We start from the raw sequence: 25,911 nt of genomic DNA, 5'->3' as shown, positions 1-25,911 counted from the left end.
GAGCAGCGCTGGTTTGGCGCCACCGGTTGACTAGGCTATAAGTCATGAACTGTCTGTGTCCGGTATCCCCATGAATGACATCGCCCTTAGCGGTCTGGCCAAGCAATTGGTTCTTGCCGAGCTGCTCACCGACCAAAGCGCGCAACAGGCGTATCAGCAAGCCCAACGCCACAAAATCTCCCTCGTCAGTTATCTGGTGCAGAACAAACTGGTGAAAAGTCGCCAGGTCGCCGAGATCGCCTCGGAGCATTTCGGCATGGCACTGCTCGACCTCAACTGCCTGGAGAAGGAAACCCAACCCAAGGGTCTGGTCAGCGAAAAACTGGTTCGCCAGCACCACGCCCTCCCCCTCTGGCGGCGTGGCAACAAGTTGTTCGTGGGGGTTTCCGACCCGACCAATCACCAGGCCATCAACGACATCCAGTTCAGTACCGGGCTGAACACCGAAGCCATCCTGGTGGAGGACGACAAGCTCAGCGATGCCATCGAGAAGTTCTTCGACAGCCATGCCAGCGGACTGGAAGACATGGCCGACGTCGACCTCGATGGCATGGACATCGAGTCGATCGATGACGACCAGGGCGCCATCGCCGGACAGGATGCCGACGACGCGCCGGTGGTGCGCTTCGTTCACAAGATGCTGCTGGACGCGATCAGAAGTGGCTCTTCCGACCTGCATTTCGAGCCCTACGAAAAAACCTACCGCGTGCGGATGCGCACCGACGGTATGTTGCGTGAAGTCGCCAAGCCGCCGATTCAACTGGCCAACCGCATCGCCGCCCGCCTGAAAGTCATGGCCAGCCTCGACATCTCCGAGCGGCGCAAACCCCAGGACGGGCGGATCAAGATGCGCCTGTCGAAGAGCAAGTCCATCGACTTCCGGGTCAACACCCTGCCGACCCTGTGGGGCGAGAAAGTGGTGATCCGGATCCTTGATCCATCGAGCGCGCAAATGGGCATCGACGCCCTCGGCTACGAGCCCGACCAGAAAGACCTGTATATGGCCACGCTGAAGCAGCCGCAGGGGATGATTCTGGTGACTGGCCCCACGGGGTCGGGCAAGACCGTGTCGCTCTACACCGGCCTGAACATTCTCAACACCGTGGACATCAACATCTCCACCGCCGAAGACCCGGTGGAGATCAACATGGAAGGCATCAACCAGGTCAACGTCAACGCCAAGCAAGGTCTGGGTTTTGCCCAGGCGCTACGCTCCTTCTTGCGGCAGGACCCGGACGTGATCATGGTCGGCGAGATCCGCGACCTGGAAACCGCCGAAATTGCCATCAAGGCCGCCCAGACCGGGCACCTGGTGCTGTCGACCCTGCACACCAACAGCGCCGCGGAAACCCTGACCCGCCTGCACAACATGGGCATTCAGGGGTTCAACATCGCGACGTCCGTCAGCCTGATCATCGCCCAGCGCCTGGCGCGCAAACTGTGCACCCAGTGCAAGAAGCCCATCGATATTCCCCGCGAGGCATTGATCAAGGAAGGCTTCCCCGAGGAACGGATTGGCGCATTCACGATCTATGAGCCGGTCGGTTGCGATCAGTGCAACGGCGGCTACAAGGGGCGCGTGGGGATTTATGAAGTGGTGAAGAACACAGCAGGCCTGCAACGGCTGATCATGGCCGAAGGCAATTCGCTGGAAATCGATATCCAGATGCGCAAGGACGGCTTCAACGACCTGCGTACTTCCGGGCTGATCAAGGCCATGCAAGGCATCACCAGCCTTGAAGAAATCAACCGGGTCACCAAGGACTGAACATGGCGGTCAAAGCAGCAAAAATCAGTGTGTACGCCTGGGAAGGCACCGACAAAAAAGGTACGAAAATAACCGGCGAACTCAGCGCTCAAAACCCGGCGCTGATCAAGGCGCAACTGCGCAAGCAAGGCATCAACCCCGGCAAGGTGCGCAAGAAATCCGCCTCGCTTTTCAGCCTCGGCCAACGCATCAAGGCGAATGACATTGCCCTGTTCACCCGGCAGATGGCGACCATGATGAAAGCCGGCGTACCGCTGTTGCAATCGTTCGACATCATCGGCGAAGGCTTCGAAAACCCGGCCATGCGCAAACTGGTGGACGAGGTGAAACAGGAAGTCGCGGCGGGTAACAGCTTCGCGGCAGCCCTGCGCAAAAAGCCGCAGTATTTTGATGAGCTTTACTGCAATCTGGTGGATGCCGGCGAACAGGCCGGCGCGCTGGACACCCTGCTGGAGCGGGTCGCGACCTACAAGGAAAAGAGCGAAAGCCTCAAGGCCAAGATCAAGAAAGCCATGACTTATCCGCTGGCGGTGGTGGTCGTCGCGATCATCGTCACCGGGATTCTGCTGGTCAAGGTGGTGCCGCAGTTCGAGTCGGTGTTCAAAGGCTTTGGTGCGCAACTGCCGGCGTTCACGGTGATGGTCATCGGCCTGTCGCAGTTCATGCAGGATTGGTGGTGGCTGATGCTTGGCGTGCTGATCGCGGCGATATTCGGTGTGCGCCACGCCTTCAAGACATCGCAAGGCTTTCGGGACCGGACAGACACCTGGCTGCTGAAACTGCCGTTGATTGGCGCGTTGATGTACAAGTCCGCCGTGGCCCGTTACGCCCGTACGCTGTCGACCACTTTCGCAGCGGGTGTGCCGCTGGTTGAGGCGCTGGAGTCAGTGGCGGGCGCGACCGGCAACATCGTGTTCAAGCGGGCGGTGCTGCGTATCAAGCAGGACGTTTCGACGGGGATGCAGCTGAATTTCTCCATGCGCACCGCCGGCGTCTTTCCGAATATGGCGATCCAGATGACGGCCATTGGCGAAGAGTCCGGCGCACTGGACGACATGCTCGACAAGGTCGCCAGTTTCTATGAGGCGGAAGTCGACAATATGGTCGACAATCTCACCAGCCTGATGGAGCCATTCATCATGGTGGTGCTGGGTGTTATCGTCGGCGGCCTGGTGGTTGCGATGTACCTGCCCATTTTCCAACTCGGCAATGCGATCTGACATGCCCTTGAACGAAATCCTGACCGTGTACCCGTTGGCGTTTGTCGTCATTGCACTGCTGGTCGGCTTGCTGGTCGGCAGCTTCCTCAATGTGGTGATCTGGCGCCTGCCGAAAATGCTCGAGCGTGAGTGGCAATTGCAGGCCCGGGACATTCTCGGTTTGCCTGGCGAAACACCGCCGGCGACCTACAACCTGATGCTGCCCCACTCCGAGTGCCCGCATTGTGGGCACCGAATTCGCGCCTGGGAAAACATCCCGCTGCTCAGTTATGTGTTTTTACGTGGACGATGCTCAAGCTGCGCAGCACCCATCAGCAAACGCTACCCGTTGACCGAACTGGCCTGCGGCCTGCTGTCGGCGTTCATTGCCTGGCACTTCGGTTTCGGCTGGCAAGCCGGGATGGTGCTGGTCCTGAGCTGGGGCCTGTTGGCCATGAGCCTGATCGACGCCGAGCATCAACTGTTGCCGGATGTGCTGGTGCTACCGCTGATGTGGCTGGGACTGGTCGTCAACAGCTTCGGATTGTTCGTGCCGTTGCACGAGGCGCTGTGGGGCGCAATTGCGGGCTACATGGCGCTATGGTCGGTGTTCTGGCTGTTCAAGCTGATCACCGGCAAGGAAGGCATCGGCCACGGCGATTTCAAGCTGTTGGCCATGCTGGGCGCCTGGGGCGGCTGGCAGATTTTGCCGCTGACCATTCTGCTGTCATCCCTGGTGGGCGCGATTATCGGCATGATTTTGCTGAGCCTGCGCAATGCGAAAACCTCGACCCCGATCCCCTTCGGTCCCTATCTGGCGATTGCCGGCTGGATTGCATTGCTCTGGGGTGGTCAAATAACCGGCTTCTATTGGCAGTTTGTCGGTTTGAAATGAATACCCCTGTGGAAAAACCCTGGATTCTCGGCCTGACCGGCGGCATCGGCAGCGGCAAAAGCGCGGCCGCCCAGCACTTCATCGACCTGGGCGTGCACGTGGTCGATGCCGATCATGCGGCGCGCTGGGTGGTGGAACCGGGTCGCCCGGCGCTGGCACAGATCGCCGAACATTTTGGCCCCGGCGTGTTGCAAGCCGACGGGCAACTGGATCGCGCAGCGTTGCGCAAACTGATCTTCGAGGTGCCTGAGCAACGCCTCTGGCTCGAAGCGCTTTTGCATCCGCTGATCGCCAGGGAAATCGCCGATCACCTGGGCAAGGCACAATCGCCTTACGCGATTCTGGTTTCGCCGTTGCTGATCGAGTCCGGGCAGTACGCCATGACCCAGCGAGTGCTGGTGATCGATGCGCCCGAACAACTACAGATCGAACGCACCCTGCAGCGTGACCAGACCAGTGAACAACAGGTTCAGGCGATCCTCAAGGCGCAATCCAGTCGCCAGGATCGCGTGAGCCATGCCGACGATGTGGTGGTCAACGACCGCGACCTCGCCTGGCTGCACAGCGAGGTCGAACGCCTGCATCACTTTTACCTTACATTGCGTGGAGGCCAGTCATGAGCCAGATCCCAACCGTCGAATGCCCAACCTGCGGCGCCCCTGTGGAATGGACCCCGGAAAGCACATTCCGGCCGTTCTGTTCGGACCGCTGCAAACTGATCGACCTGGGGGCGTGGGCATCGGAAGAGCACAAGATTCCAGTGGCACCCGATGCCGAGGACGAGTTGTTCAGTGGTGATTTCGACCCGCGTCACTGAGTGACGGTTCAGGGCCGCATGAAGCCGTAGTCCTGACCGTCATCGAGGTTCTCGGCGAGAAACTGCAACTCATCGGCCAGATCCTCGACACTGCGCACGGCCTTGCTCTGCTGCACCACCGCGCTGAGCAGGGCGCGCAGGCTCAACCCCGGATCAAACCCGACTTCCTGCGCTGCATCCAGACTGTGGCGCAACTCCTGCCTTGCCCATTCGTAGACACTCATTTTCGATGCTCCTGAAGGTTTTTCGGAGCATGGATTCGTCGACGTTTTTTGGATTTGATGTGGATCAAGATTTCGGATCGTCGTCCTTCCAGGGGGCCGAAAGATAGCGTGTGCGGTTGAAGGTCTCCAGCCATTCGGGGCTGAACACCACCAGTGCGCTGACGACCATGCCGTTGATGAAGGCTTCGGGAAAGATGATCAACCACAGGTAGCCGACAAAATCTTCCAGCCAGTAAGGCATGACGAAAAGCTCGTTGAACCACAGCAGCCACAGGGCCAGCAGCAGGCACAGCAAGGCCGATAGCGCCGCTGCGAAGAAACCGGAAACGAAGATATACACGAAGGGATTACGCGGCTGCGCGCGCTCGACCAGGATTGCACAGCACTCGGTGACCAGCACGGGCAGCAGAATCAACAAGGCGCCGTTCACGCCGACGGCGGCGAGGTCCTGGCGTCCGAGCATTACCAGGCCTGCTTGTGCGACCAGTCCGCCGACGATCGCCAGGGGCCAGTCCAGGAGCAGGGTTACGGCGGTCATGCCGATGAAGTGATAGGACACGCCGGTGTCGAAATCCCGTCGTACCAGCCACAGCATGAATAGCGCGAACACGGTGCCGAACAACAGATGCTGGCGGCGGCTGTCGCTGAACAGCTCGACCCACGGGGCACGTGCGATGGCCCAGATCAGGGCCGGGACGTAGATCAGCCAGCCGACGGTGAGGGTTTCGGGGGACAGCAGCTCGGCGCCGATCATGGCTGGGTGGGCTCCCTTGTCTTTGCCGGAATAGGGTGGGGTATCAGTTTACACCGGTGTTTGGTTGGTCTTTGGTTGGGGGGCATATCCGTTTTTGCGGTGATGGCGGCTATTGGTTTCGCCCTTACGGCGAGTCACTTGGAAGAGCCCCAAGTAACCAAGGGCTCTTGCCCCTTTCGTTCGGTGGCTCGCTAAGGCTCGCCATGCCCTCGCTCCGGTCCTGCTCCGTGGGCCCGCCGCCATCCATGCCGGGTTGCCCACTGCGCAGAACCTCCACTCGGCCTCTCGAGGGGGCGCTCAGATCAAAAGCGGAAGGCGAGCTAACGCTCGGCCTGATGAGTGGTGAAAAGCAAAAGCGTACGCCGATTCCTGTAGGAGCCGGCTTGCCGGCGAAAAACGCCCAGACACCGCGTTCATTCAGACACCCCGCGTTATCGTTGACGCCCATCGCTGGCAAGCCAGCTCCTACAATTTTGACCGTGTAAACCCAATCCCGTGTAGGAGCCGGCTTGCTGGCGATAGCGGTGAGTCAGGCAATGAGCGCGTGACTGAACGGACGCCATCGCCAGCAAGCTGGCTCCTACAAGGGAAATGCAGATGTGTCTGGATGAATACGATCAACTGTAGGAGCCGGCTTGCCGGCGATAGCGGTGGGTCAGTCGACGTTTGTATTGGCTGGACGGACGCCATCGCCAGCAAGCCGGCTCCTACAGGGGAACGGTGTACATGTTGGGAATGAGTGAACGCCGCAGCGAAGGAGGCAGCGTACACAAATAAGCCAGGTCGGCTTTCAGGCCGCCTCGGCGGCTGTGGCGGTAGTCGCCCCCTCGAGAGGCCGAGCGCAGGTTCTGCGCAGTGGGCAACCCGGCATGGATGCCGGGTTAGCCGCCCCCGGCCAGGGATGGCCGATGGCGGCGGGCCCACGGAGCAGGACCGGAGCGAGGGCATGCCGAGCATTAGCGAGGCACCGAACGAAAGGGGCAAGAGCCCTTTGGTTACTTTGGGGCTTTTCCAAAGTGACTCGCTGTAAGAGCGAAACCAATAGCCGCCATAAACCCAGAAACGGATATGCCCCCCCATTGTTACGTTTCCTGCAAAGCTGAATCAGCCCCAGCCCCCTTTATCCATCACCACCAAGGACTAAACTTCAAGCATCAAAACCAACACCGAGCACACAAAAATGAAAACCCTGAGCACCCTGTTTCTGACCCTGATCGCCACCTCAGCCATGGCCGCCAGCGAGCCCGCCGCCACCCCGTACGACCCGGCGCAACCGCTGGACATCGCCAAGGTGGTTTCCGTGACCGACACCGCAACCGCGTGCGACGTCGTGCCGGCAACCATGGTCTACATCGACCATCAGGGCCAGACCCATCGCGTGACCTACCAAGTCATGGGCAACTGCACAAGCAACCTGTAACACCAGGCATCACACGATCAGCCGTTTCGCCTGCAACGCCAAATCATGCAGGCCGGCCAAACGCGCCATGATCCGTTCGACCACCTCGACCCTGGCCACCGCACCGCTTTGCAATTCACCCATCGAATGCAAAGCCACTCCAGCCTTTTCCAGCCCCAGACGGGTGGAGCCGGATAACTGCTGAATCCCCTGGCGTGCATGCTCCGCCGACTGCTCCAGCCCCGTGGCGATTTGCCGGATCTGCGCACTGGAGTCCGCGGCCTGACGCGAGAGATTGCGCACCTCATCGGCGACCACCGCAAACCCTCGGCCATGACTGCCCGCCCTCGCCGCCTCGATTGCCGCGTTGAGCGCCAGCAAATTGGTCTGACGGGCGATGTCCTGAATGCTGCCGACAATCGCGCCGATGCGCATCGACTGACTGCCGAGCTCATCGAACACCTGATCCAGACGCTGCATGTAGAGATTCAGATCCTCCAGCACACTGGCCGAAGACTGCATGCTCTGCGCACTCGCCTTGACCCGATCGCCGGCCGTGCGCGCCAGTTGATTGGCAAAGCGCATGTCTTCCTCGGTTTGCAACACCGACTCGGTCAATTGCTCCAGCTTGACCTGCAAGCCGATGTTGTAAGGCGGTTGTTCTTTTTCAATGGTCATAGCAGCGTCCAGGTGTAACTGAGGATCAGGCGGTTTTCGTCGATGTCACTGCGGTAGTTGGAACGGGCCATCACGTTGCGCACGCGAATCCCGAGGCCTTTGAGGCTGCCGTTTTGCAGCACGTAGCCGAGGTCGAGATCACGCTCGCGATCCTTGCCCTCGAACCCTTGCCCTGTGTCGACGTTATTACCGGAAATGTAACGCACGGTGCTGGTCAGCCCCGGCACACCGAGGGCGGCGAAGTCGTAGTCATAACGCGCCTGCCAGGAGCGTTCGTCGGTAAAGGCAAACTCGTAGGTCGGCACCTCGTTGCCCAGCGGCGAGATGTTGGCGAAGACACGCGGGAATGCGCTGTCACCGAACATCCCCTGATAACCGACATAAAACGTGTGACCACCGCGCTTGGCCGACAGCAGCGAGAAGAACGCCTGGTTATCAATGTTGCCCAACAGCTTCTTGCCGTCTTCGCGCGAATCGTAATAACCAAGGTTGGCGCCCAGGGTCCAGTCACCCATCGGCTGGCTGTGCTTGAGACCGAGAAAACGCTGGTTGTAGATATCTTCCAGTTGCCCGAACCAGGCGCTGACCGAGCTGCGTTTATCGTTGAAGGCGTAATCGGCGCCGGCAAAGTTGAAGCCATCACTGCTGACCTGGCGCTGCGGCACGTGGCCGAGCATGGCCTGCATTTTCTCGTCGCCCGCCTCGTTGCGCAGGCTGGTCGTGTTCAAGTGACCGCCTTGCAAAGTCAGGCCATTGATCTCACTGGAGCTGATGCTTGCACCTTGATAACTGGGCGGCAGCAGGCGGATATCGCTGAACGCCAACACCGGCAGGTTGGGTTGCAACTCCCCGACCTTCAGCTCGGTTTTGGAGTAACGCACCTTCAGCGCAGCTTCGAGACGGCTGTAATCATCTGCCGCGCGCCCGTCATCCTTGACCGGCAGCAAACCGGTATTGACCCGATCCGGGCTGCTGTCGAGTTTGAGGCCGAGCAGGCCGATCACATCCACACCAAAACCGACAGGCCCTTGGGTGTAGCCGGATTTGACGTTAAGGATGAAGCCCTGCGCCCACTCTTCGGCCTTCGATTGTTTGTTCGCCCCGACGATGTCGGAGAAGTCCCGGCTGAAGTAGTAATTGCGTGCCTGCAAGGTGGCCGTGGTGTCTTCGATAAAGCCGCCCTCTGCCGCCATCGCGCCGGTGGAGAAACCCGAGACGAGCGCCATGGACAACACGGAACCGGTTGTTGGAAGAATCTGTTTCATCGTTTTTTCTCTTATTTTTATTGATCGACAGTTGGAAGTGCTTCAGCCGCCGCGCTTTCGCGACGGGCGTTTAACAACACATGGGTGACCATGCCGAAAATCAGTCCCCAAAAAGCCGCGGACAAACCCAACAAGGACATGCCCGAAGCGGTGGTGAGAAAGGTCACAAGCGCGGCTTCGCGATCACTCGGCACCGCCATTGCGCCGGCCAGTGCCCCGGCAATCGCGGCGAACAGCGCCAGCCCGGCCAGCGCCGCGATCAGCTCTTTGGGGAACGCCGAAAACAGCGAAACCAGGGTGGCGCCGAAGATGCCCAGCAGCAGGTAACACAGCCCGCCGACCACCCCGGCCACGTAGCGCTTGCCGGGGTTTTCATGGGCCTCGCGACCGGTACAAATGGCCGCAGTGATCGCCGCCAGATTCAGCCCGTGGCAACCGAACGGTGCCAACAGCGCCGTGCCCAACGCACTGCTGGCGATGATCGGGCCGGACGGCGTCGCATAACCGCTGGCCCGCAGCACCGCCATGCCGGGCACGAACTGGCCGGTCAGCGCCACCATCACCAGCGGCAAGGCAATGTTCAGCGTCGCGCTCAGGCTGAACACGGGTGTGATCCACACCGGCGTGGCCAACCCGATCACCAGCGCTTCGCTGTGCAAATCACCGCCGAGAAACGCCACCGAGCAGCCCACCAGCAGCACCATCACCACCGCATAACGCGGCATCAGCCGTTTGCAGATCAGGTACGTGGCAAACATCGCCAGCACCAGCAGCGGTTTGCCCTGCAACGAGACAAACAACCCGGTGCCGAAACTGAACAGAATCCCCGCCAGCATCGCCGCCGCAATCGCCGCCGGCAGTTTGCCGATGATCCGGTCAAACGCCCCCGACACCCCGACCAGGAAAATGATCAGGCTGCTGACCAGGTACGCGCCCACCGCCTCCGGCATCGAGATCCCCGGCAACAGCGCCACCAACAATGCCGAGCCGGGCGCCGACCACGCGATGATCACCGGCACGCGGTAACGCAGGCTCAAACCGATGCCGAGCACCGCACTGCCGATGGAAATCGCCCAGACCCACGACGACAACACTTCCCGCGACAGGTGTGCGGTCTCGGCCGCCTGGAAAATAATCACCAACGGGCCGGCATAGGAAATCACCGTGGCGATAAATCCGGCGACGGCCGCCGACAGGGAAAAGTCCCGGACAAACGTTTTCATGAAGCTTCGCCGACAGACCCGTCTGGCGAACCGTTGCGCAGGCCCGACAGCGCTTGCCTGTGACTGCGCTGACTGCTGATCGCAAACACGGTCATGGCTATCGCGGCCACCGCGCCGGGCAAGGCAAACGCCATGAAGTTGAGTTGCAGCGGCAGGCTGATCCCGAGCAAGGCACCACCCAGCAGCGGCCCGACAATCGCGCCGTTGCGTCCGATGCCCGAGGCCCAGCCCAGACCGGTGGAGCGAATGGTCATGGAGTAGAACTGCGCGGCGCAGGCGTACAACAGAATCTGCGAACCGATGGTGGTGGCGCCGGCGATGGCGATCAGCAAGTACAGCAGCGGCATCGGGCTGTTGAAACCGAGCAAGGTGATCGACACGGCGGCCACGGCGAAGAACACCGCCAACACCCGCGGCAGGTTCAGTTTGTCGCCCAGCACGCCGCCACCGACCGCGCCGAAAATGGCGCCGAAGTTGAGCACCAGCAAGAACGACAGGCTCGAACCCAGGCTGTAACCGGCATTGGCCATCAGTTTCGGCAGCCAGGAACTCAAGGCGTAAACCATCAACAAACAGCAGAAAAACGCCAGCCACAACATCAGCGTGCGCAGTGCGCGCCCCTCGCGAAACAGTTGCAGCACGGGGGTGCCGGTGCCCTTCACTTCGCTCATGTGCAGTTGATCGCCGGACTGCGCGACGTACGCCGGATCGACCCGTTGAAGAATGGCGCGCGCCTCTTCATTGCGCCCCTGACGCAGCATGAAACCCACCGACTCGGGCAGGAAGTACATGATCAGCGGCAACAACACCAACGGCAGCACCGCGACGTAAAACACCGACTGCCAGCCGAAGCTCGGGATCAGCACGATGCCCAGCCCCGCCGAGAGCATGCCGCCCACGGAGTAGCCGCTGAACATGATCGCCACCAGCGTGCTGCGGATTTTCTTCGGCGCGTACTCGTTCATCAGCGCCACGACGTTGGGCATCACCCCGCCAATGCCCAGGCCGGCGATGAACCGGCACAGGCCGAACTCGGTGGGGTTGCGGGCAAAACCGTTGAGCACGGTAAAACCGCTGAAGAGCATCACGCAGATCGTGATGGCTTTCTTGCGGCCGATCTTGTCCGAGAGCGGGCCGAAAAACAGCGCGCCGAACATCATTCCAAACAATGCGTAACTTCCCAGCGCGCCGGCCTGCAAGGGACTGAGCCCCCACTCCTTCATCAGCATCGGCAACACCACGCCGTAGATCACCAGATCGTAACCGTCGAAAATGATGATCAGGGCACACCAGAACAGCACCATCCAGTGGAAGCGGTTGAATCGAGCGTTGTCGATAACCTCATGTACGTCGATCTTGCGCATGGCATTCATCTCTTGTTGTTGTTTTATTCAGAACGTCGGTAAAGCGGCTAACGTCCCGTAAAGCCGAGGGTAAAGCTGCCAGGCGCGAGGCAATATCCGCTTTGCGCAGATCGCTATCCGTTTTGTGCAGGGCCCTGAAACGGGCGGGGGATGGGGCAATGGCGTGACAGGCTTTTGCTCTTCTCCGACAAACTGTCTTCTTTGCGAACGCATTTGAACGCTAAGCTTGGGCCTATGGATGACTCAGATTATTTACGCCTGCTGACCATTGCGGCCGAGCAAGCCAACGCGTTTCTTTCCAATGCCCGCAAATGGGAGCGTGAGCGTTGGGTGTGCCAGCGCCTGCTGCAAGGGCTGAACATTCCTTACCGCACCGACGAATTCGCGCCCGCCGGGGAGCCGCCGGACGTGCTGTTTCGCGAGGCGAATTTCGAAGTGTTTTTCGTGCTCGACGAGGGCCGGCGCCTCAATGATGAGTGGCGCGATGAACTGCAACGCCGACGCAGTGCGTTTTCGCTGAGTTCGCTGGTGCGCCGCGAAGCCAAACCCCGGCGCATTCCGGCCAATGAATTCCTGCTGAGACTGGCGCCGACCTTGCGCAAAAAAGCGCACAACTACAAAGAGCGCGGCATGGACCTGGGCGAACTGGACATCATCGCCTTCGCCAGCCTCAAGCGCGAAGTGCTCGACCTCAATAGCCACTTCCCGCCGCCCACCGAATACTTGCGCCAAGGCTGGCGCTCGTTGTCGCTGGTGGGGCCGACCTTCGCCCGTGTTTTATTTGCACATCCCGACGCCCCGGATTTCCTGCGCAGCAACCTCGGTCGCAGCATCGTCTTCGATGTCGGGATCAGCCTGTGAGTCCATTGCAGGAACTGATCGCTGAAGTCCCGCAAACCGGCCGCGTACGCTGGATCGGCGTGCGCCCGCAGCCACACGTGCCGATGATCGAACTGGAGGCCGTGGAGGCACGACTCGAGGCCGGGCTGACCGGCGATCGCGCCCGCCCCGGTGTGCGCAATGCGAGGCAGGTGACGCTGATTCAGTGGGAGCATCTGGCGGTGATCAACTCGCTGATGGGCCGCTCGGAAGATAATCCGCTGTTGCCTAATGATTTGCGGCGCAACCTCGTTATCAGTGGGATCAACCTGTTCAGCCTCAAGGGTCGCCGTTTCAAAATCGGCCAGGCGATTTTCGAAACCACCGGTTGGTGTCAGCCCTGCGCGCGCCTGCAAAACAACCTCGGCCCTGGCACCTTTCAGGCCGTTCGCGGACATGGCGGAATCACCGCCCGAGTGTTACAAAGTGGAATCATTCGCCTGGACGATACGGTCAGCGTCGAGCCTGTTCCAGCGAGCGGCTATGCTCCGTTCAATGCGGGCTGATGTGTTACGCCGCCGCCCGCATGTAGCTTCCCCACATTCAGCAACGTCTACCCCTGACGAGGCCCGATATGACCAGCCGCCTGAACCCCGACGACCAAAAGCATGTCGAAGAGTACCTGCACCTGTCCCAGCACCGAGTCGAGCGCCGGCCTTTCCGGCCGTGGATGCTCCTGGTGGTGGTGCTGGCAGTGACTATTGGCCTGGGCCTGTTGAGCCGATTTATCAGTTACCTGACGCTATGAGCTGCATCGCGCTCGCTCGGGTAATTGCACCGATTTCTTTTAGCCTTGCGAGATATCCCCATGACTCATCGTATTGTCATCGTTGGCGGCGGCGCCGGCGGTCTGGAGTTGGCTACCCGTCTGGGTAAGACTCTGGGCAAGCGCGGCACGGCCAGTGTGATGCTGGTCGACGCGAACCTGACCCACATCTGGAAACCGCTGTTGCATGAAGTGGCAGCCGGTTCCCTGAACTCTTCCGAAGACGAACTCAACTATGTTGCCCAGGCAAAATGGAACCACTTCGAGTTCCAGCTGGGGCGCATGAGCGGGCTTGATCGGGCACAGAAGAAAATCCAGCTGGCCGCCACCTATGACGAAGCCGGTCTGGAACTGGTTCCGGCGCGTGAAGTGCCGTACGACTCGCTGGTGATCGCCGTCGGCAGCACCACCAACGATTTCGGCACCCAGGGCGCGGCGCAACATTGCCTGTTCCTCGACACACGCAAACAGGCCGAGCGTTTCCACCAGCAACTGCTCAACCATTACTTGCGCGCGCACGCCGGGCAGACGGATGTGGTGCAGCGGATCAGCGTGGCCATCGTCGGCGCTGGCGCCACGGGCGTCGAGCTGGCCGCCGAACTGCACAACGCCGCGCATGAGCTGGCGGCTTACGGTCTGGACCGGATCAAACCGGAGAACATGCACATCACCTTGATCGAAGCCGGTCCACGGGTGCTGCCAGCATTGCCGGAACGCATTGGCGGGCCTGTGCATAAAACCCTGGAGAAACTCGGGGTCAATGTCATGACCAACGCAGCCGTTAGCGAAGTGACCGCCGACAGCCTGATCACCACCGACGGCAAAGTGATCAACGCCAGCCTGAAAGTCTGGGCCGCCGGGATTCGCGCGCCGGGTTTCCTCAAAGACATCGACGGTCTGGAAACCAACCGCATCAACCAGCTGCAAGTGCTGCCGACCCTGCAAACCACCCGCGACGAAAACATCTTCGCCTTCGGTGACTGCGCGGCCTGCCCGCAACCGGGCACCGATCGCAATGTGCCGCCGCGCGCCCAGGCTGCACATCAGCAGGCGTCGTTGCTGGCCAAATCGCTGAAACTGCGGATCGAAGGCAAGCCGCTGCCTGTGTATAAGTACACCGACTACGGTTCGTTGATTTCGCTGTCGCGTTTTTCGGCTGTGGGTAACTTGATGGGCAACCTGACCGGCAGCGTGATGCTCGAGGGTTGGCTGGCGCGGATGTTTTATGTGTCGCTGTACCGCATGCACCAGATGGCGCTGTATGGCGCGTTCCGTACGGCGATGTTGATGCTGGGCAGCAAGATCGGCCGTGGGACCGAGCCGCGCCTGAAGCTGCACTGAGTAAATGGCCGCCCCTACGCCAAGCGTGGGGGCGGCCATTCAGCATCCGTACTCAGTCAAACGCTGTCGTGACTGCCTGACTCCTGACGGCGCTGATGGATCAGATCGACAATCTGACACTCGGGTACGTAGCCGTTGACCGTATCGCCCAGCAACGTTCGAACCTGCACATAGTCATCCTCTGCGACAGCCTTCAGCAGCGCCGAAATCGCCACCTTGAAGTCCTCCCACGGCAGATGTTCCTCGTCGGCGCGCATGATCATCGAGTGTTCGGTTGGGGACACGTTGTCACCGATCAACAACTCCTCATAGAGCTTTTCGCCACGGCGCAGCCCGGTGAACTCGATTGCAATGTCCCCGTGGGGCCGCTCTTCGCTACGCAGGGAAAGGCCGGACAGGTGGACCATCTTTTCCGCCAGGTCGGCGATCTTCACCGGTTGCCCCATGTCGAGCACGAACACGTCACCACCCTGCCCCATGGAGCCTGCCTGGATCACCAGTTGCGCGGCCTCGGGAATGGTCATGAAATAGCGCGTCATGTTCGGATGGGTGACCGTGATCGGCCCACCATTCTTGATTTGCTCGCGAAACAGCGGGATCACCGAACCGGACGAACCCAGCACATTGCCGAATCGCACCATGGTGAACCGGGTCCCGTTGGTGCAAGGCGTCTTGAAGTGCTCACCCAGCAACAGCGGATGGGATTCACGGCTGAGGGCCTGCAGCGTCATCTCGGCCAGGCGCTTGGTGCATCCCATGACATTGGTCGGCCGCACGGCCTTGTCGGTGGAGATCAGCACGAAATGCTCAACGCCTGCCTGCACGGCCGCCTGCGCGGTCTGCAAGGTCCCGAAGACATTGTTCAGCACGCCTTCGGCAACGTTGTGTTCGACGATCGGCACATGTTTATAGGCCGCGGCGTGATAGACCGTTTTCACGCTCCAGGTGCGCATCACATCCAGCAAACGCTCACTGTTGCGAATCGAACCGAGGATCGGCACCAGCTCGACGTTCAGCCCCTCACTGTAAATCAACTTCTCCAGCTCGCTCTGGATGCTGTAGAGGTTGAATTCACTGTGTTCGAACAGGACCAGCGCCGTTGGTTTGCTGGTGAGGATTTGCCGACACAGTTCCGAACCGATGGAACCACCAGCGCCCGTCACCATGACGACCTGACCACGGATACAGCGCTCGAAAAGCGTCTGTTGTGCCGCAACCGTGTCTCGCCCGAGCAGGTCGATGATATCGACTTCCTGCAGATCACTGACACTGACCCGGCCACTGGCCAGGTCCATGAAATCCGGGATCGTCCGCACATGCACCGGGTAAGACTCAAGCGCCGCCAGGATATCGCGACGTCTGGCCCGCGACGCCGACGGGATGGCCAGCAATACTTCGGTTGCCCCGGTGTCTTCGATCAGCCTTTCAATACCCGAAAACGAATAGACCTTGAGCCCTGCGATCACCCGGTTCGCAATACCTTTGTCATCGTCGATAAAGGCGACCGGACGCATTGCCTTGCCCATGCGCAGTGCCGCCACCAACTGATTACCCGCCGCCCCGCCACCATAAATGGCGACCTTGGTGGCGTCATCGTCCTGGCGCAAGAAAGGGACATGCTGCCCGGCGAGAAACCAGTTGCCGAGAAAATACTGGCGCATGAACAAACGCAGGCCACCGACCATCAACAAGCTCAACCACCAGTAATTGATGATCAGCGAGCGCGGCACCAGGACCTCAGGGCGATACAAATAGACATAGACCGTCAACAGCAGCGCTGACAAGGTCACGGCCTTGAAAATACTGAGCAGGGCGTCATTACCGAAATAACGCATCACCGCACGATACAGGCCGAGGCGAACGAAGATGGGCACCGCGATGACCGGCGCGGCCGCGAACAGCCAGGCATAATCCCCGAAAGGGTCCACCGGACGCTCAATCCCGAGACGCACGACAAACGCCAGCCAGAGCGCAACCCAGACCAGCACAATGTCGGCCAGCAACTGCAAAACGCGCTTGTAACTACGCGGCAGGCCCAATAAACGCTCACGCATTACACAATTTTCCTTCGCTCGACTTCCTGTTTGCAATCCATCCGCTTCCTCTCACACTTACGGCTCCAGGAAGTCTTTCGCAGTCTTTGCCAACGCCCCGTCCACACCGATCGCCGGGGTCCATTCGAGCAACGCTTTGGTTTTTTCGATATCGACCTGCAGCGACCCGCAAAGACGCTGGGACAGGGCTTTTTTCCCAAGAAGCTGCGCGGTGCCGCTCAACAGCCACATCGGCAAGGGCAGCAAGCGCGCCGGCCGACCCAACGCCCGGGCCATGCGTCGCAACAGTTCGCTGGTGGACAGGTCCTCATCGTCACTCACCAGGAACACCTGGTTCGCAGCGGCGGGATGATGAATGCAGGTCACGATCAGGTCGACCAGATTGTCCAGCGCCACCAGACTGCGCTTGTTGGTAATGGCCCCCAGCGGCAATGGCACGCCTCTATTGAGCCAGCCCATCATGCTGCGGAAGTTGGCCTTGACCCCCGGACCGTAGACCAGAACCGGGCGAATAATCACCACTTCCATTCCGGTTTTCGCCGCCAGCGCCTGCAATCCTTGCTCGGCTTCGAGCTTGGAGACGCCATAGGGATCCAGCGGAGCAGGCTGGTCATCTGCCGAGTAAGGGTGGCCAGGCAGCGTGCCTTCACCGTTGACCTTGATCGAACTCAGGTAGATGAATCGCCGAACCCCGGACCGGGCTGCCTGTTCCGCCAGACGTAACGTCCCCTGCACATTGGCCCGCCGAAAAGCGGCCAGCGGATCGGCTTCGTTCTCGTTCATGACATGAACGCGGGCAGCACAGTGGATCACCACCTCAATGCCCTCAAGTGGCACCTGCCAGTCGGTGCCAGGCTCAAGCCCGGACACCTGACACACCTGCAGGCCGGCCGGCACGTGCACCGGAGCCTGTCGATAGGCAGAACGCAGGGCAAACTGTGGGTCATCCAGCAGATGAGCCTGGACCGCGGCCCCGACAAAACCGCTGGCCCCCGTCAAAAGGACTCGCATCATAGTGGGCTCAAGCCTTGCTCCACACCGTGCGATTGATGTAATCGGTGTAACTCAGCACCACGCGAACCACCTGCAGCGAAACCGGTCCGCCCTGATAATCCGGCACCAGTGGCACCTTGCGCTGCTCGCGAGAATGCTGGCTGGTGACCACCCGCACCGCATCCATCACGGAGTCGCGCTTCAGGCCGCTCATGATCAATGTTCCTTCATCCATCCCCTCGGGACGCTCATGGGCATTGCGCAGGGTGACGGCTGGCAGGTTCAGCAGTGAGGCTTCCTCGGTAATGGTGCCGCTGTCGGAAAGCACACAGAACGCCGACATCTGCAGTTTTATGTAGTCCAGCAGACCGAAAGGTTTGACGAACTGGATCAACGGGTGATCGAGCGATTCGCCCAAGGCTTCCAGACGCTTGCGCGTGCGCGGATGAGTCGAAACGATCACCGGGAAACCATAGTGATCGGCCAGGGCCCGCAAGGTATCCAGCAGATCGCGCAGGTTATCCGGCGTATCGACGTTTTCTTCGCGGTGGGCGCTGACAATAAAGAACTTGTCCTGTTCGAGGCCGCTGCGTGCCAGCACATCGGACTGCTCGATCTTGGGCATGTAGTACTCGAGCACTTCCTGCATGTGCGAGCCGGTCTTGATGATCGTTTCAGGGCGAATACCCTCGGCGATCAGGTAACGGCGAGCATGCTCGGTCAGCACCATGTTGATGTCACTGAGGTGATCCAACACCTTGCGGTTCAGCTCTTCAGGCACCCGCTGATCGAAGCAGCGGTTACCCGCCTCCATGTGGAACACCGGGATCTTGCGCCGTTTGGCGGAGATCACTGCAAGGCAAGTATTGGTGTCGCCGTACAGCAGCAACGCATCAGGCTTTTCCAGTTCGAAGATTTCATCCGACTTGGCGATGACTTCGGCGATGGTCTTGGCGGCCGTATCGCCGGCAGCACCGAGGAAATGATCCGGCTTGCGGATTTCCAGGTCATCGAAGAACACCTGATTGAGCTCGTAATCGTAGTTCTGCCCGGAGTGCACCAGGACATGATTAACCTGGCGATCCAGTTCGGCGATGACCCGGCTCATCTTGATCAGTTCGGGACGTGTACCGACCAGCGTCATGACCTTAAGCATCGAGTTGCTCCTTGATGTAATCGAGTTTCAGCAACAGTTCCTTGATGCCCGATACATCCAGACGCTCTGTATTGTGCGAGGTGTAGTCGTCGAACTCGGATATACGCTCCTCGCCCTCGACAAAGTACTTGTTGTAGTTCAGGTCACGGTTATCTGCCGGAATCCGGTAGTAACGCCCCATGTCCTCGGCCTTGGCCATTTCCTCGCGGGAAACCAGCGACTCGTACAGTTTCTCGCCATGGCGAGTACCGATCACCTTGACATCGTTTTTCTTGCCGAACAGTTGCTTGAGCGCTTCGGCCAGATCGCCGACTGTCGAGGCCGGGGCTTTCTGGACGAACAAATCGCCTTGCTGGCCGTGCTCGAACGCATGCAGAACCAGATCAACCGAATCTTCAAGCGACATGAGGAAGCGCGTCATTTCCGGGTCGGTCACCGTCAGCGCACCACCCGTGCGAAGCTGGTCAACGAACAAAGGAATCACCGAACCGCGCGAGGCCATGACGTTGCCATAACGGGTCGCGCAAATGACCGGGCCATCGGCCGGGATCATGCGCGACTTGGCGACCATCAACTTCTCGGACATCGCCTTGGAAATACCCATGGCGTTGATCGGATAGACCGCCTTGTCGGTGCTCAATACCACAACCCGCTGCACACCGCTGGCGATGGCGGCATTGAGCACGTTCTCAGTACCCAGCACGTTGGTGCGCACCGCTTCCATCGGATAGAACTCGCAGGACGGAACCTGCTTCAGCGCCGCTGCGTGGAAGATGTAATCCACCCCGACCATCGCCTGACGCAAGCTGTCGTAATCGCGAACATCACCGATGTAGAACTTGACCTTGTCATTGGCCAGGGCGATGCGCATGTCTTCCTGCTTCTTCTCGTCACGACTGAAGATGCGAATCTCGCGCACAGCGGTATTGAGAAAACGCTTGAGGACCGTATGACCGAAAGAACCGGTGCCACCGGTGATCATCAATACCTTGTCGTCGAACATGTAAACCTTCCGAATTCGTTAGCGAGTGGCGTGCATCAGCTCGATGAGCCGAGACCAGGTTGGGGCTTTGTATCCAGTAGCCTGAGTGAAGCGTTCGCTGTTGAGCGACCGATCGATCACCAGTGCCGAGTCCGGGCGGATCTCGATGGACTTGCCGTATTGGCTGGCAATCAGGGTCAACAGGTCCAGCTTGGCAATCGGTTCTGCGGCGACATGATACAGGCCATTGAGCTCCGGGTGCGGCAGGACGAAGTCTTTCATGACACGAGCCAGCTCAGCGGTGGGCAACCCGGAGAAAATAGCCCGGGAAAAACCTTTAACGCTGCCCTCCTGCGCCAGAAACCAATCGACCAGCGAGTGATTGGAGCTCAACTCGTGTCCGATGATCGAGGTGCGCAGGGTGATCGCGTTGGGCAGATCGTGCAGTTCGCCGATGTACTTGGACTTGCCATACAGATCTTCGGCATCCGACAGATCGCTTTCCAGGTAGCCTCCCTTGCTTCCCGAGAAGACGCAATCGGTGCTGATATGGATCAGCCGGGCGCCACTCAAGGCGCACAGCCGCGCGAGTCGGTGCGGCAACATGGCGTTGATCGGCAGCGCAGACAGGGGGTCCTTCGCGTCGGCGAGTTGCTTGATCAGCCCGACACAGTTGATGACGACGTCCGGGCGCACTTTCGCCAAAACCGCGACGAGCGCGTCCTGATCGAGTACATCCACGCCACTGAGCAGACGCTCCTGGCTTTGCGGCGCAAAGTGCCGCAGCGCAGCGCCACTGCGCACGGTGCCCCATGTTTCATGTTCGGCATCGGCAGAGAACGCTCGAAACACGGTGCTGCCGAGCATGCCGGTTATACCCAGAATCAAAATCTTCATAGTTATCCTTAAACGTCGGGCGGACTTAACGGCGTCCCGAAAAACCAGCCAATCTAAGCCTCAAGCGCGCCAGCAATTGCCGAGCGAAGAGTCGCTCGTCAGAGCGCATGATCAAGAAACTGAACAGTACTGCCGGCAAGATCAGCGTGAAATGCCAGGAATAGAGTTCCCGATCGTTCCAGCAAAGCCAAGCGGAAAGGGCGACCAGTAAAAATCCACCCAACCAGTACAAAAGCCTTCTTCCCTCCAACGACACGCCATGACACGTCCACAGACGCCACGTCAGGAATGCAAGGTAAAACACATAACTCACCAGGTACGCGAAGCCGACCCACTCCAGCCCATGCGATAACAGCAAAAGCGACATCGACATGAAAATGATACTCCAAAGGCCCTCGGCCAGCGCGAAGCCCTTCATATCCGCTCGCGCTACCAGTGCCGTTGAAATAACCCAACCCAAGACCCTGACAAAATCCCCTATGAGGACCCAGCGCAGTACATTTAGAGAGGGGAGAAACTCATGACTGAACAGCACAGAAACAATCAGTGGCTTCATGACCACCAGACCGGTGATCAGCGGCAAGGATATCAAAAGCGAAAAATGAAACGCCTTGGCTAACGCCGAACGCATTTCAGCGCCAGTGCCTACCTGGCTGAGTTCCGGCAACAGATAACTCTGTAATGACGTAAGGAACAGGGCCAGATACATGGCACTGATGCTCCAGGCCGCATCGAACTGCCCCGCGCCTTCCAGCCCGTAGAGCCGCACAATGTAACTACGTACGATCAAAACGCTGCCAAGCGTCAGGAACAATGACAGTAATGAAGGCAACGCTACTCGCAAAAACCGCACGGTAGCGTTCCAGGTAGCACCACTTGGCGCAACCGCCGTCAAACCTTGAAAGTATCCCTGACGCCGCACGAAGATGAACGCTGCAAGCAATCCGAGTAAAGGCCCGCCGGCAAGCAGCAGAACCATGATATTGGGGTATCCGCGAGCGTAGACCAACCCGACCGGCAGTGCGACGAGGGCAGCCCCCAGGCCTGTCAGCATGGTGACGATGCTCAGTGCACCGAACTGCATTTCAGCAGTGAGCACGCCTCGAAAGAAGAACAGCAGTGCCCCGAGAACAATCGGGATGATCAGCCAGCGAATAGCAGACGCATGTTCACCTGCAAAAATCCAGGCGGCAATAAAATCCGCGGAAATCAATATGGCTGCCGAAAGTAAAAGACTCGCCAGAACAAACACATAGAAGGACGACAAAAAGAACTGCTGCCTGGCCACGCCCTGATGACTGCTCAAGCCCTGAACAACCGCGTTCTGTCCACCTATCGACGCTACCGACGAAAGCATTTGCTGCAAATGCCGCAAAACCGAGTACAGCCCGACGCCGGCAGGTCCCGCCAAGACCGCCAGCAACTTGACGGCAACCGCCCCCAGTAACAGACCGAAGAATTGCCCAACGGCAGTCTTTAATGTAGACACCGCCATGCCTGGCTTCATTTATCACCACCAGTTTTACTAATAGCAGGCGAGGCGGCGTGCCTTTCAAAAAGTAGAAAAGCCAACACCACATATATAAAGAGTCCGCCACTGAGAAGCGTAGCGGTCAGTGAACTCACTGACGCAACAAAGAAACAAACAACACTCGACACCATCAAGACCCGACTACCAGAGGAAAATATACAGGCCGCACAAAATGTAAAAATAAGGCAGTACAACACCACTCCAACCCACCCAAACGCAAGTTTGGCATCTACGAAGAAAACGGTGTTGGACGCACCAGCACCACCGGGAGAGGCACCAAACTCATACACATAAACCATTTTCTCAACAAGCATTTTAGGCTCACCATAAAGATGGTGAATAAAACTCACCGAGCGGCCTAGAGTAAGTTCGCCATCGAGCACTGCTCGATGAAAGCCAAGCCAGTCATAAGCTGTTATGTAGGGAATCCATACGATTCTGTTCAACAAGATCAATAGCTTGCCCGATACCGCAGCTGGACTGACTGGAGAGGTTTCAAACTTGAGCTTGGCCTGGATCATATCCGGCAAATAGAAACGTCCGGGTCGCCCCATGGCTTCTTGAATCGGCATACCTGGAGGTATCGACACCTGCTGGGCCGCAGGATCCTCGACAACCCTGTCTACGTTCCCCGACTGCGAATCCCCAACCCCCCCCAAGGCGAGAATCGTCATAACGCCAATGCTAGTTAACATTAAAATCGCTGCAGCAAGCACACTCGACCAACGCTTCGAAACAAAAAAATATAATATACACGGCAGGAAAATAAAGACTGGCGCGGCTTTTTCCAACGACAACATTGAAAAAACAAGCAACGCCCCTAGAAGCCAATACCTCAACTTGGATTTAGTAACAAATGCAGCCACCAAAACCAGAGGCATTACAGAACGCCCTAAAATAAAAACCGCATATCTAAGCAGACTTTCATAACCTTCCAAACCCGCCAAAAACCGACCGCGAGCCTGAGCAATCTCCATCAACGTACCGCCTTTAAGTGCAACTATTAAAGGCACAGAATCGGCCAGATACACAGCATAGCCAAGACTCGCCGCATATATACAGAACGCGAGAAGCGACAGACGATACCAAAATGCATTAGAAGCGCTAAACCAACGAGATGACTTCTTTGCCAAAGACAAAAATATCTTCGAAAAAAAACCATAAGAAGAAAAATAAATCACAGAAAACAACAAGATCAGAAAAAGAAGTTCGACAGCTTCTCTATCACGAAAAAAAACCAACCCGAGCAATGATGCCGGAAAATAAATCATTCCAATTAAGAAAACAGGAAGGGCTTTAATACCCACAGAAAAATAGCTCAAGAGACACCTTCCCAATCACTTAAAAAGAAAAAAAACACAAAAAGCCGACACAATATTCATGATAATAGACGAATCAAATTGGCCACTTGGGACGGCATATCAAAATTCACGTCAAAATAGTCTCGACCCGATTTCCCCATGGCCTCACGCTCGGCGGCACTGAGCGCCTGCAGGCGACGAATGTTTTCCACCAGAGGCAAAGCCTGCTCGGCCGCCGACGCCAAACCCGCGCCGGCCTCTAAGACAACCCGTGCGCCCTCCCCATTGATACTGGCAAGAATCGGTCGACCCGCGGCCAGATACGCCTGAATCTTGCTCGGCACCGTTTGTGCAAAAGCTTCGTTATCGTTGAGCGAAACAAGCAATGCAGATGACTTTTCAAAAATTTGCGGCATCGCTTGCGGCGCAAAGCGTCCGGCCAGAATGAGGTTATTCAAACCAAGGGCCTGCTGTTGTGACTTAAGCCACGCCAGGCGGCTTCCGCTTCCAACCAGAACCAGTCGGATCTGCGGATCATCGCGCAAGTGACCGGCGGCCTCCACGAGGGTATCCAAAGCCTGCGCAGTCCCCAGATTGCCGGCAAAAACCACGCAAAAATACTGGTCCAGCAGTTCGCTAAGTTCAGCGGGAACAGGCACCAAATCCACAGGCGAATTGGCATCCATGGAGTTGGGGTAGTAAACGATTTTCTCGCGATCAGCGTAGCGCGAAACCGGTTCAAAAAAGGCACGCGACTGCACCAACAAGATATCGCAGCAGCGATAGATGCCTTTTACCAGCCACCCCACCGCCCTGAGCGCATGAGGATTGTGGATAAAACCAGTGGCCTTGAGGCTTTCCGGCCACAGATCCTGAACCCACAAAGCAAGCTTTGCCTTCTTCAGCCACTTCAGTGGAATCGCCGGAATGGCCTGCAAGACAGGCGACGGAGCGAAAACCAGAATCGCGTCAAACTCTCGCTTGCGCAGCATCCAGGGCAAAAACAGCAAGCCAGCCAGGACAAACGACAGGTAATTGAGTATCAGGTTTTTCGCCCCGCCTTCCCCACGCGGCCAGAGCGGTACTCGAAGCACATCAATCTTCCCGAGATAGCGCTCGTACTGCGTCCCTCTCGCGCTGTAGCCATCAAAAATCTTGCCATCCGGATAGTTAGGCTTGCCAGTAGCCACGACGACTTCATACCCCTGCTCATCGAGGGTGCGCACAATGTCGTTGATAATAAAACTTTCGGGCCAAAAGTATTGGGAGAGAACGAGAATCTTCATAGGTAATCAGGGGAATTCAATCAAGGATCCTGGCAACGTGATCGGCAATGGCAAGGCTGGCAGTCAGCCCCGGGGATTCTATCCCATAAAGGTTAACCAGTCCGGGCAGGCTATGGGTTTGTGGATCCTGAATCAGGAAATCTGCGGCTGGCTGCCCTGGCCCGGAGAGTTTAGGTCGGATACCGCAGTAACCGGGCGTCAGGCGCTGCGGATCAAGCCCCGGAAAATAGCGACGGATCGCCAGGGCAAAATCGTTTCTGAGTTCTTCTTCGACCTGATAGTCGATGGTGTCGGTCCAGGCAACATCCGGCCCGAATCTCACTTGCCCGCCCATATCGAGCGTTGCATGCACGCCGAGGCCCGCCGTGTTCACTTCCGGCATCGGGTACACAAGACGTGAAAATGGCGAACGCCCGCTGTAGGAAAAATAGCGCCCCCGGCACCATCGGGTTTGCGGCACATGACGCGCCTCAAGGCCGTCGATGCGCGACGCCAGTTGACTGGCAAACAGCCCCGCCGCGTTTATCACCCGCTGTACATCCAGGGAGAAAGACTCGCCGCAGCTCTCACCTTCCACCAGCCAGTGCTCGCCATTGTGCTGTAACTCCAAGACTCGGGTCTCCAGCGCCAGATCCGCACCGTGTCGTTGCGCGTCGCCAAGCATGGACTGCAAGTAGGCATGGCTATCAATAATGCCAGTGTCTGCCGAGAGCAAAGCCGCCACGCCGGCGACCGCTGGTTCCATTTGACGAAGTTGCGCCGCACTGACTTCCTGCAACGAGTCCACACCCGATTGCACCGCATTCTTTTGAAGGGCATCAAGCGCAGCGATTTCATCCGGGCTCACCGCGACCAGCAATTTGCCGATCCGCCGATGCTCCACATGATGGTCCGCGCACCAGCGATACAGCAAATCGCGCCCCTCCACACACAGACGTGCTTTCAACGATCCGGGCGGGTAGTAGATGCCGGCGTGAATGACTTCCGAGTTGCGACTGGAGGTATGCGAGCCAATCCAGCGCTCCTCTTCAACCACCAGCACACGCTGCCCGGAGCGCGCCAGGCGCGAAGCGCAGGCCAACCCGATGACACCGGCGCCGATGACGAGACAATCGTAAGAACTCATATCGCGAGTGCCT

General features: G+C 58.6%; 24 protein-coding genes and 1 pseudogene. 10 read left to right on the top strand and 15 right to left on the bottom strand.

Annotation, left to right across the window (positions count from 1 at the left end; translation table 11 throughout):
* The first annotated feature begins 70 nt into the window (after positions 1-70).
* The 5 genes from pilB to yacG are packed head-to-tail and all read left to right on the top strand — an operon-like array spanning position 71 to position 4,679.
* The gene (gene pilB / locus KGB24_RS02885) at positions 71-1,768 is read left to right on the top strand and encodes a type IV-A pilus assembly ATPase PilB (protein WP_223414096.1); all 1,698 of its coding nucleotides are present in this window, start codon (positions 71-73) and stop codon (positions 1,766-1,768) included.
* A 2-nt stretch (positions 1,769-1,770) separates the two neighbouring features.
* Positions 1,771-2,988 (top strand): type II secretion system F family protein, encoded by a 1,218-nt coding sequence (locus tag KGB24_RS02880; protein ID WP_223414095.1) that lies wholly within the window; start codon positions 1,771-1,773, stop codon positions 2,986-2,988.
* A 1-nt stretch (position 2,989) separates the two neighbouring features.
* On the top strand, positions 2,990-3,862 hold the full coding sequence (locus tag KGB24_RS02875) for a prepilin peptidase (protein WP_192419974.1): 873 nt from the start codon (positions 2,990-2,992) through the stop codon (positions 3,860-3,862).
* Positions 3,859-4,482 carry a dephospho-CoA kinase gene (gene coaE / locus KGB24_RS02870; RefSeq protein WP_223414094.1) on the top strand — a complete coding sequence of 208 codons (624 nt, stop codon included), beginning with the start codon at positions 3,859-3,861 and terminating at the stop codon, positions 4,480-4,482. The genes KGB24_RS02875 and coaE overlap by 4 nt, the downstream gene beginning before the upstream one ends.
* The gene (gene yacG, locus KGB24_RS02865; RefSeq protein ID WP_008033210.1) at positions 4,479-4,679 is read left to right on the top strand and encodes a DNA gyrase inhibitor YacG; all 201 of its coding nucleotides are present in this window, start codon (positions 4,479-4,481) and stop codon (positions 4,677-4,679) included. Before coaE ends, yacG begins: the two co-directional genes overlap by 4 nt.
* Before the next feature lie 8 nt (positions 4,680-4,687).
* On the opposite strand, the gene KGB24_RS02860 is transcribed toward yacG, so the two are convergent.
* A complete protein-coding gene (locus tag KGB24_RS02860; RefSeq protein ID WP_008033212.1) occupies positions 4,688-4,903 on the bottom strand; it encodes a hypothetical protein in 216 nt (71 codons plus the stop codon).
* 64 nt (positions 4,904-4,967) lie between these two features.
* Complete coding sequence (locus KGB24_RS02855; protein WP_008042847.1) at positions 4,968-5,657, bottom strand: energy-coupling factor ABC transporter permease; 690 nt, start codon at positions 5,655-5,657, stop codon at positions 4,968-4,970.
* A 1,180-nt stretch (positions 5,658-6,837) separates the two neighbouring features.
* Between KGB24_RS02855 and KGB24_RS02850 the strand changes: the two genes are divergently transcribed.
* Positions 6,838-7,077, top strand: a complete 240-nt coding sequence (locus KGB24_RS02850) for a DUF2790 domain-containing protein (RefSeq protein ID WP_008028718.1) — start codon at positions 6,838-6,840, stop codon at positions 7,075-7,077.
* A 9-nt stretch (positions 7,078-7,086) separates the two neighbouring features.
* On the opposite strand, the pseudogene KGB24_RS29335 reads toward KGB24_RS02850, so the two are convergent.
* From KGB24_RS29335 to KGB24_RS02830, 4 genes and pseudogenes are all read right to left on the bottom strand, one after another.
* A pseudogene (locus tag KGB24_RS29335) lies at positions 7,087-7,488 on the bottom strand (methyl-accepting chemotaxis protein); the annotation flags it as partial.
* A 242-nt stretch (positions 7,489-7,730) separates the two neighbouring features.
* On the bottom strand, positions 7,731-8,999 hold the full coding sequence (locus KGB24_RS02840) for an OprD family porin (protein WP_192227991.1): 1,269 nt from the start codon (positions 8,997-8,999) through the stop codon (positions 7,731-7,733).
* 17 nt (positions 9,000-9,016) lie between these two features.
* Positions 9,017-10,222: a benzoate/H(+) symporter BenE family transporter gene (locus tag KGB24_RS02835; protein ID WP_223414093.1), complete on the bottom strand. Its 1,206-nt coding sequence runs from the start codon at positions 10,220-10,222 to the stop codon at positions 9,017-9,019.
* Entirely contained in the window at positions 10,219-11,586 is a 1,368-nt protein-coding gene (locus KGB24_RS02830; RefSeq protein ID WP_008028725.1) for an aromatic acid/H+ symport family MFS transporter, read from the bottom strand. Before KGB24_RS02830 ends, KGB24_RS02835 begins: the two co-directional genes overlap by 4 nt.
* 234 nt (positions 11,587-11,820) lie before the next feature.
* Here KGB24_RS02830 and KGB24_RS02825 point away from each other — a divergent pair, with 234 nt between their 5' ends.
* From KGB24_RS02825 to KGB24_RS02810, 4 genes are all read left to right on the top strand, one after another.
* Positions 11,821-12,447: a DUF1780 domain-containing protein gene (locus KGB24_RS02825; RefSeq protein ID WP_032828736.1), complete on the top strand. Its 627-nt coding sequence runs from the start codon at positions 11,821-11,823 to the stop codon at positions 12,445-12,447.
* On the top strand, positions 12,444-12,971 hold the full coding sequence (locus KGB24_RS02820; protein ID WP_008028728.1) for an MOSC domain-containing protein: 528 nt from the start codon (positions 12,444-12,446) through the stop codon (positions 12,969-12,971). Before KGB24_RS02825 ends, KGB24_RS02820 begins: the two co-directional genes overlap by 4 nt.
* A gap of 68 nt (positions 12,972-13,039) precedes the next feature.
* Positions 13,040-13,213, top strand: coding sequence for a DUF3094 domain-containing protein (locus KGB24_RS02815; protein ID WP_008028730.1), 174 nt, complete (start codon positions 13,040-13,042; stop codon positions 13,211-13,213).
* A 60-nt stretch (positions 13,214-13,273) separates the two neighbouring features.
* Positions 13,274-14,572: an NAD(P)/FAD-dependent oxidoreductase gene (locus tag KGB24_RS02810; RefSeq protein WP_008028732.1), complete on the top strand. Its 1,299-nt coding sequence runs from the start codon at positions 13,274-13,276 to the stop codon at positions 14,570-14,572.
* Positions 14,573-14,628: 56 nt separating this feature from the next.
* Here KGB24_RS02810 and KGB24_RS02805 read toward each other — a convergent pair whose 3' ends face one another.
* The 9 genes from KGB24_RS02805 to KGB24_RS02765 are packed head-to-tail and all read right to left on the bottom strand — an operon-like array spanning position 14,629 to position 25,898.
* Entirely contained in the window at positions 14,629-16,626 is a 1,998-nt protein-coding gene (locus KGB24_RS02805; protein WP_008028734.1) for a polysaccharide biosynthesis protein, read from the bottom strand.
* A gap of 57 nt (positions 16,627-16,683) precedes the next feature.
* Complete coding sequence (locus KGB24_RS02800) at positions 16,684-17,640, bottom strand: UDP-glucose 4-epimerase family protein (protein WP_008028735.1); 957 nt, start codon at positions 17,638-17,640, stop codon at positions 16,684-16,686.
* 7 nt (positions 17,641-17,647) lie between these two features.
* Positions 17,648-18,775: a non-hydrolyzing UDP-N-acetylglucosamine 2-epimerase gene (gene wecB / locus KGB24_RS02795; RefSeq protein WP_223414092.1), complete on the bottom strand. Its 1,128-nt coding sequence runs from the start codon at positions 18,773-18,775 to the stop codon at positions 17,648-17,650.
* Positions 18,768-19,778, bottom strand: coding sequence for a polysaccharide biosynthesis protein (locus KGB24_RS02790; protein WP_223414091.1), 1,011 nt, complete (start codon positions 19,776-19,778; stop codon positions 18,768-18,770). Before KGB24_RS02790 ends, wecB begins: the two co-directional genes overlap by 8 nt.
* Positions 19,779-19,796: 18 nt before the next feature.
* Positions 19,797-20,654, bottom strand: coding sequence for a dTDP-4-dehydrorhamnose reductase family protein (locus tag KGB24_RS02785; RefSeq protein WP_223414090.1), 858 nt, complete (start codon positions 20,652-20,654; stop codon positions 19,797-19,799).
* A 25-nt stretch (positions 20,655-20,679) separates the two neighbouring features.
* Positions 20,680-22,161 (bottom strand): oligosaccharide flippase family protein, encoded by a 1,482-nt coding sequence (locus tag KGB24_RS02780; RefSeq protein ID WP_223414089.1) that lies wholly within the window; start codon positions 22,159-22,161, stop codon positions 20,680-20,682.
* On the bottom strand, positions 22,158-23,507 hold the full coding sequence (locus KGB24_RS02775) for a hypothetical protein (protein ID WP_223414088.1): 1,350 nt from the start codon (positions 23,505-23,507) through the stop codon (positions 22,158-22,160). The genes KGB24_RS02780 and KGB24_RS02775 overlap by 4 nt, the downstream gene beginning before the upstream one ends.
* Positions 23,508-23,563: 56 nt before the next feature.
* The gene (locus KGB24_RS02770) at positions 23,564-24,772 is read right to left on the bottom strand and encodes a glycosyltransferase family 4 protein (protein WP_223414087.1); all 1,209 of its coding nucleotides are present in this window, start codon (positions 24,770-24,772) and stop codon (positions 23,564-23,566) included.
* Positions 24,773-24,788: 16 nt separating this feature from the next.
* Positions 24,789-25,898, bottom strand: coding sequence for an NAD(P)/FAD-dependent oxidoreductase (locus tag KGB24_RS02765; RefSeq protein ID WP_223414086.1), 1,110 nt, complete (start codon positions 25,896-25,898; stop codon positions 24,789-24,791).
* Positions 25,899-25,911: the final 13 nt, after the last annotated feature.

The organism is Pseudomonas sp. BF-RE-25, from assembly GCF_019956105.1.
GTDB classification, from domain to species: domain Bacteria; phylum Pseudomonadota; class Gammaproteobacteria; order Pseudomonadales; family Pseudomonadaceae; genus Aquipseudomonas; species Aquipseudomonas migulae.
This window is presented reverse-complemented; position numbering and strand designations above follow the sequence as displayed.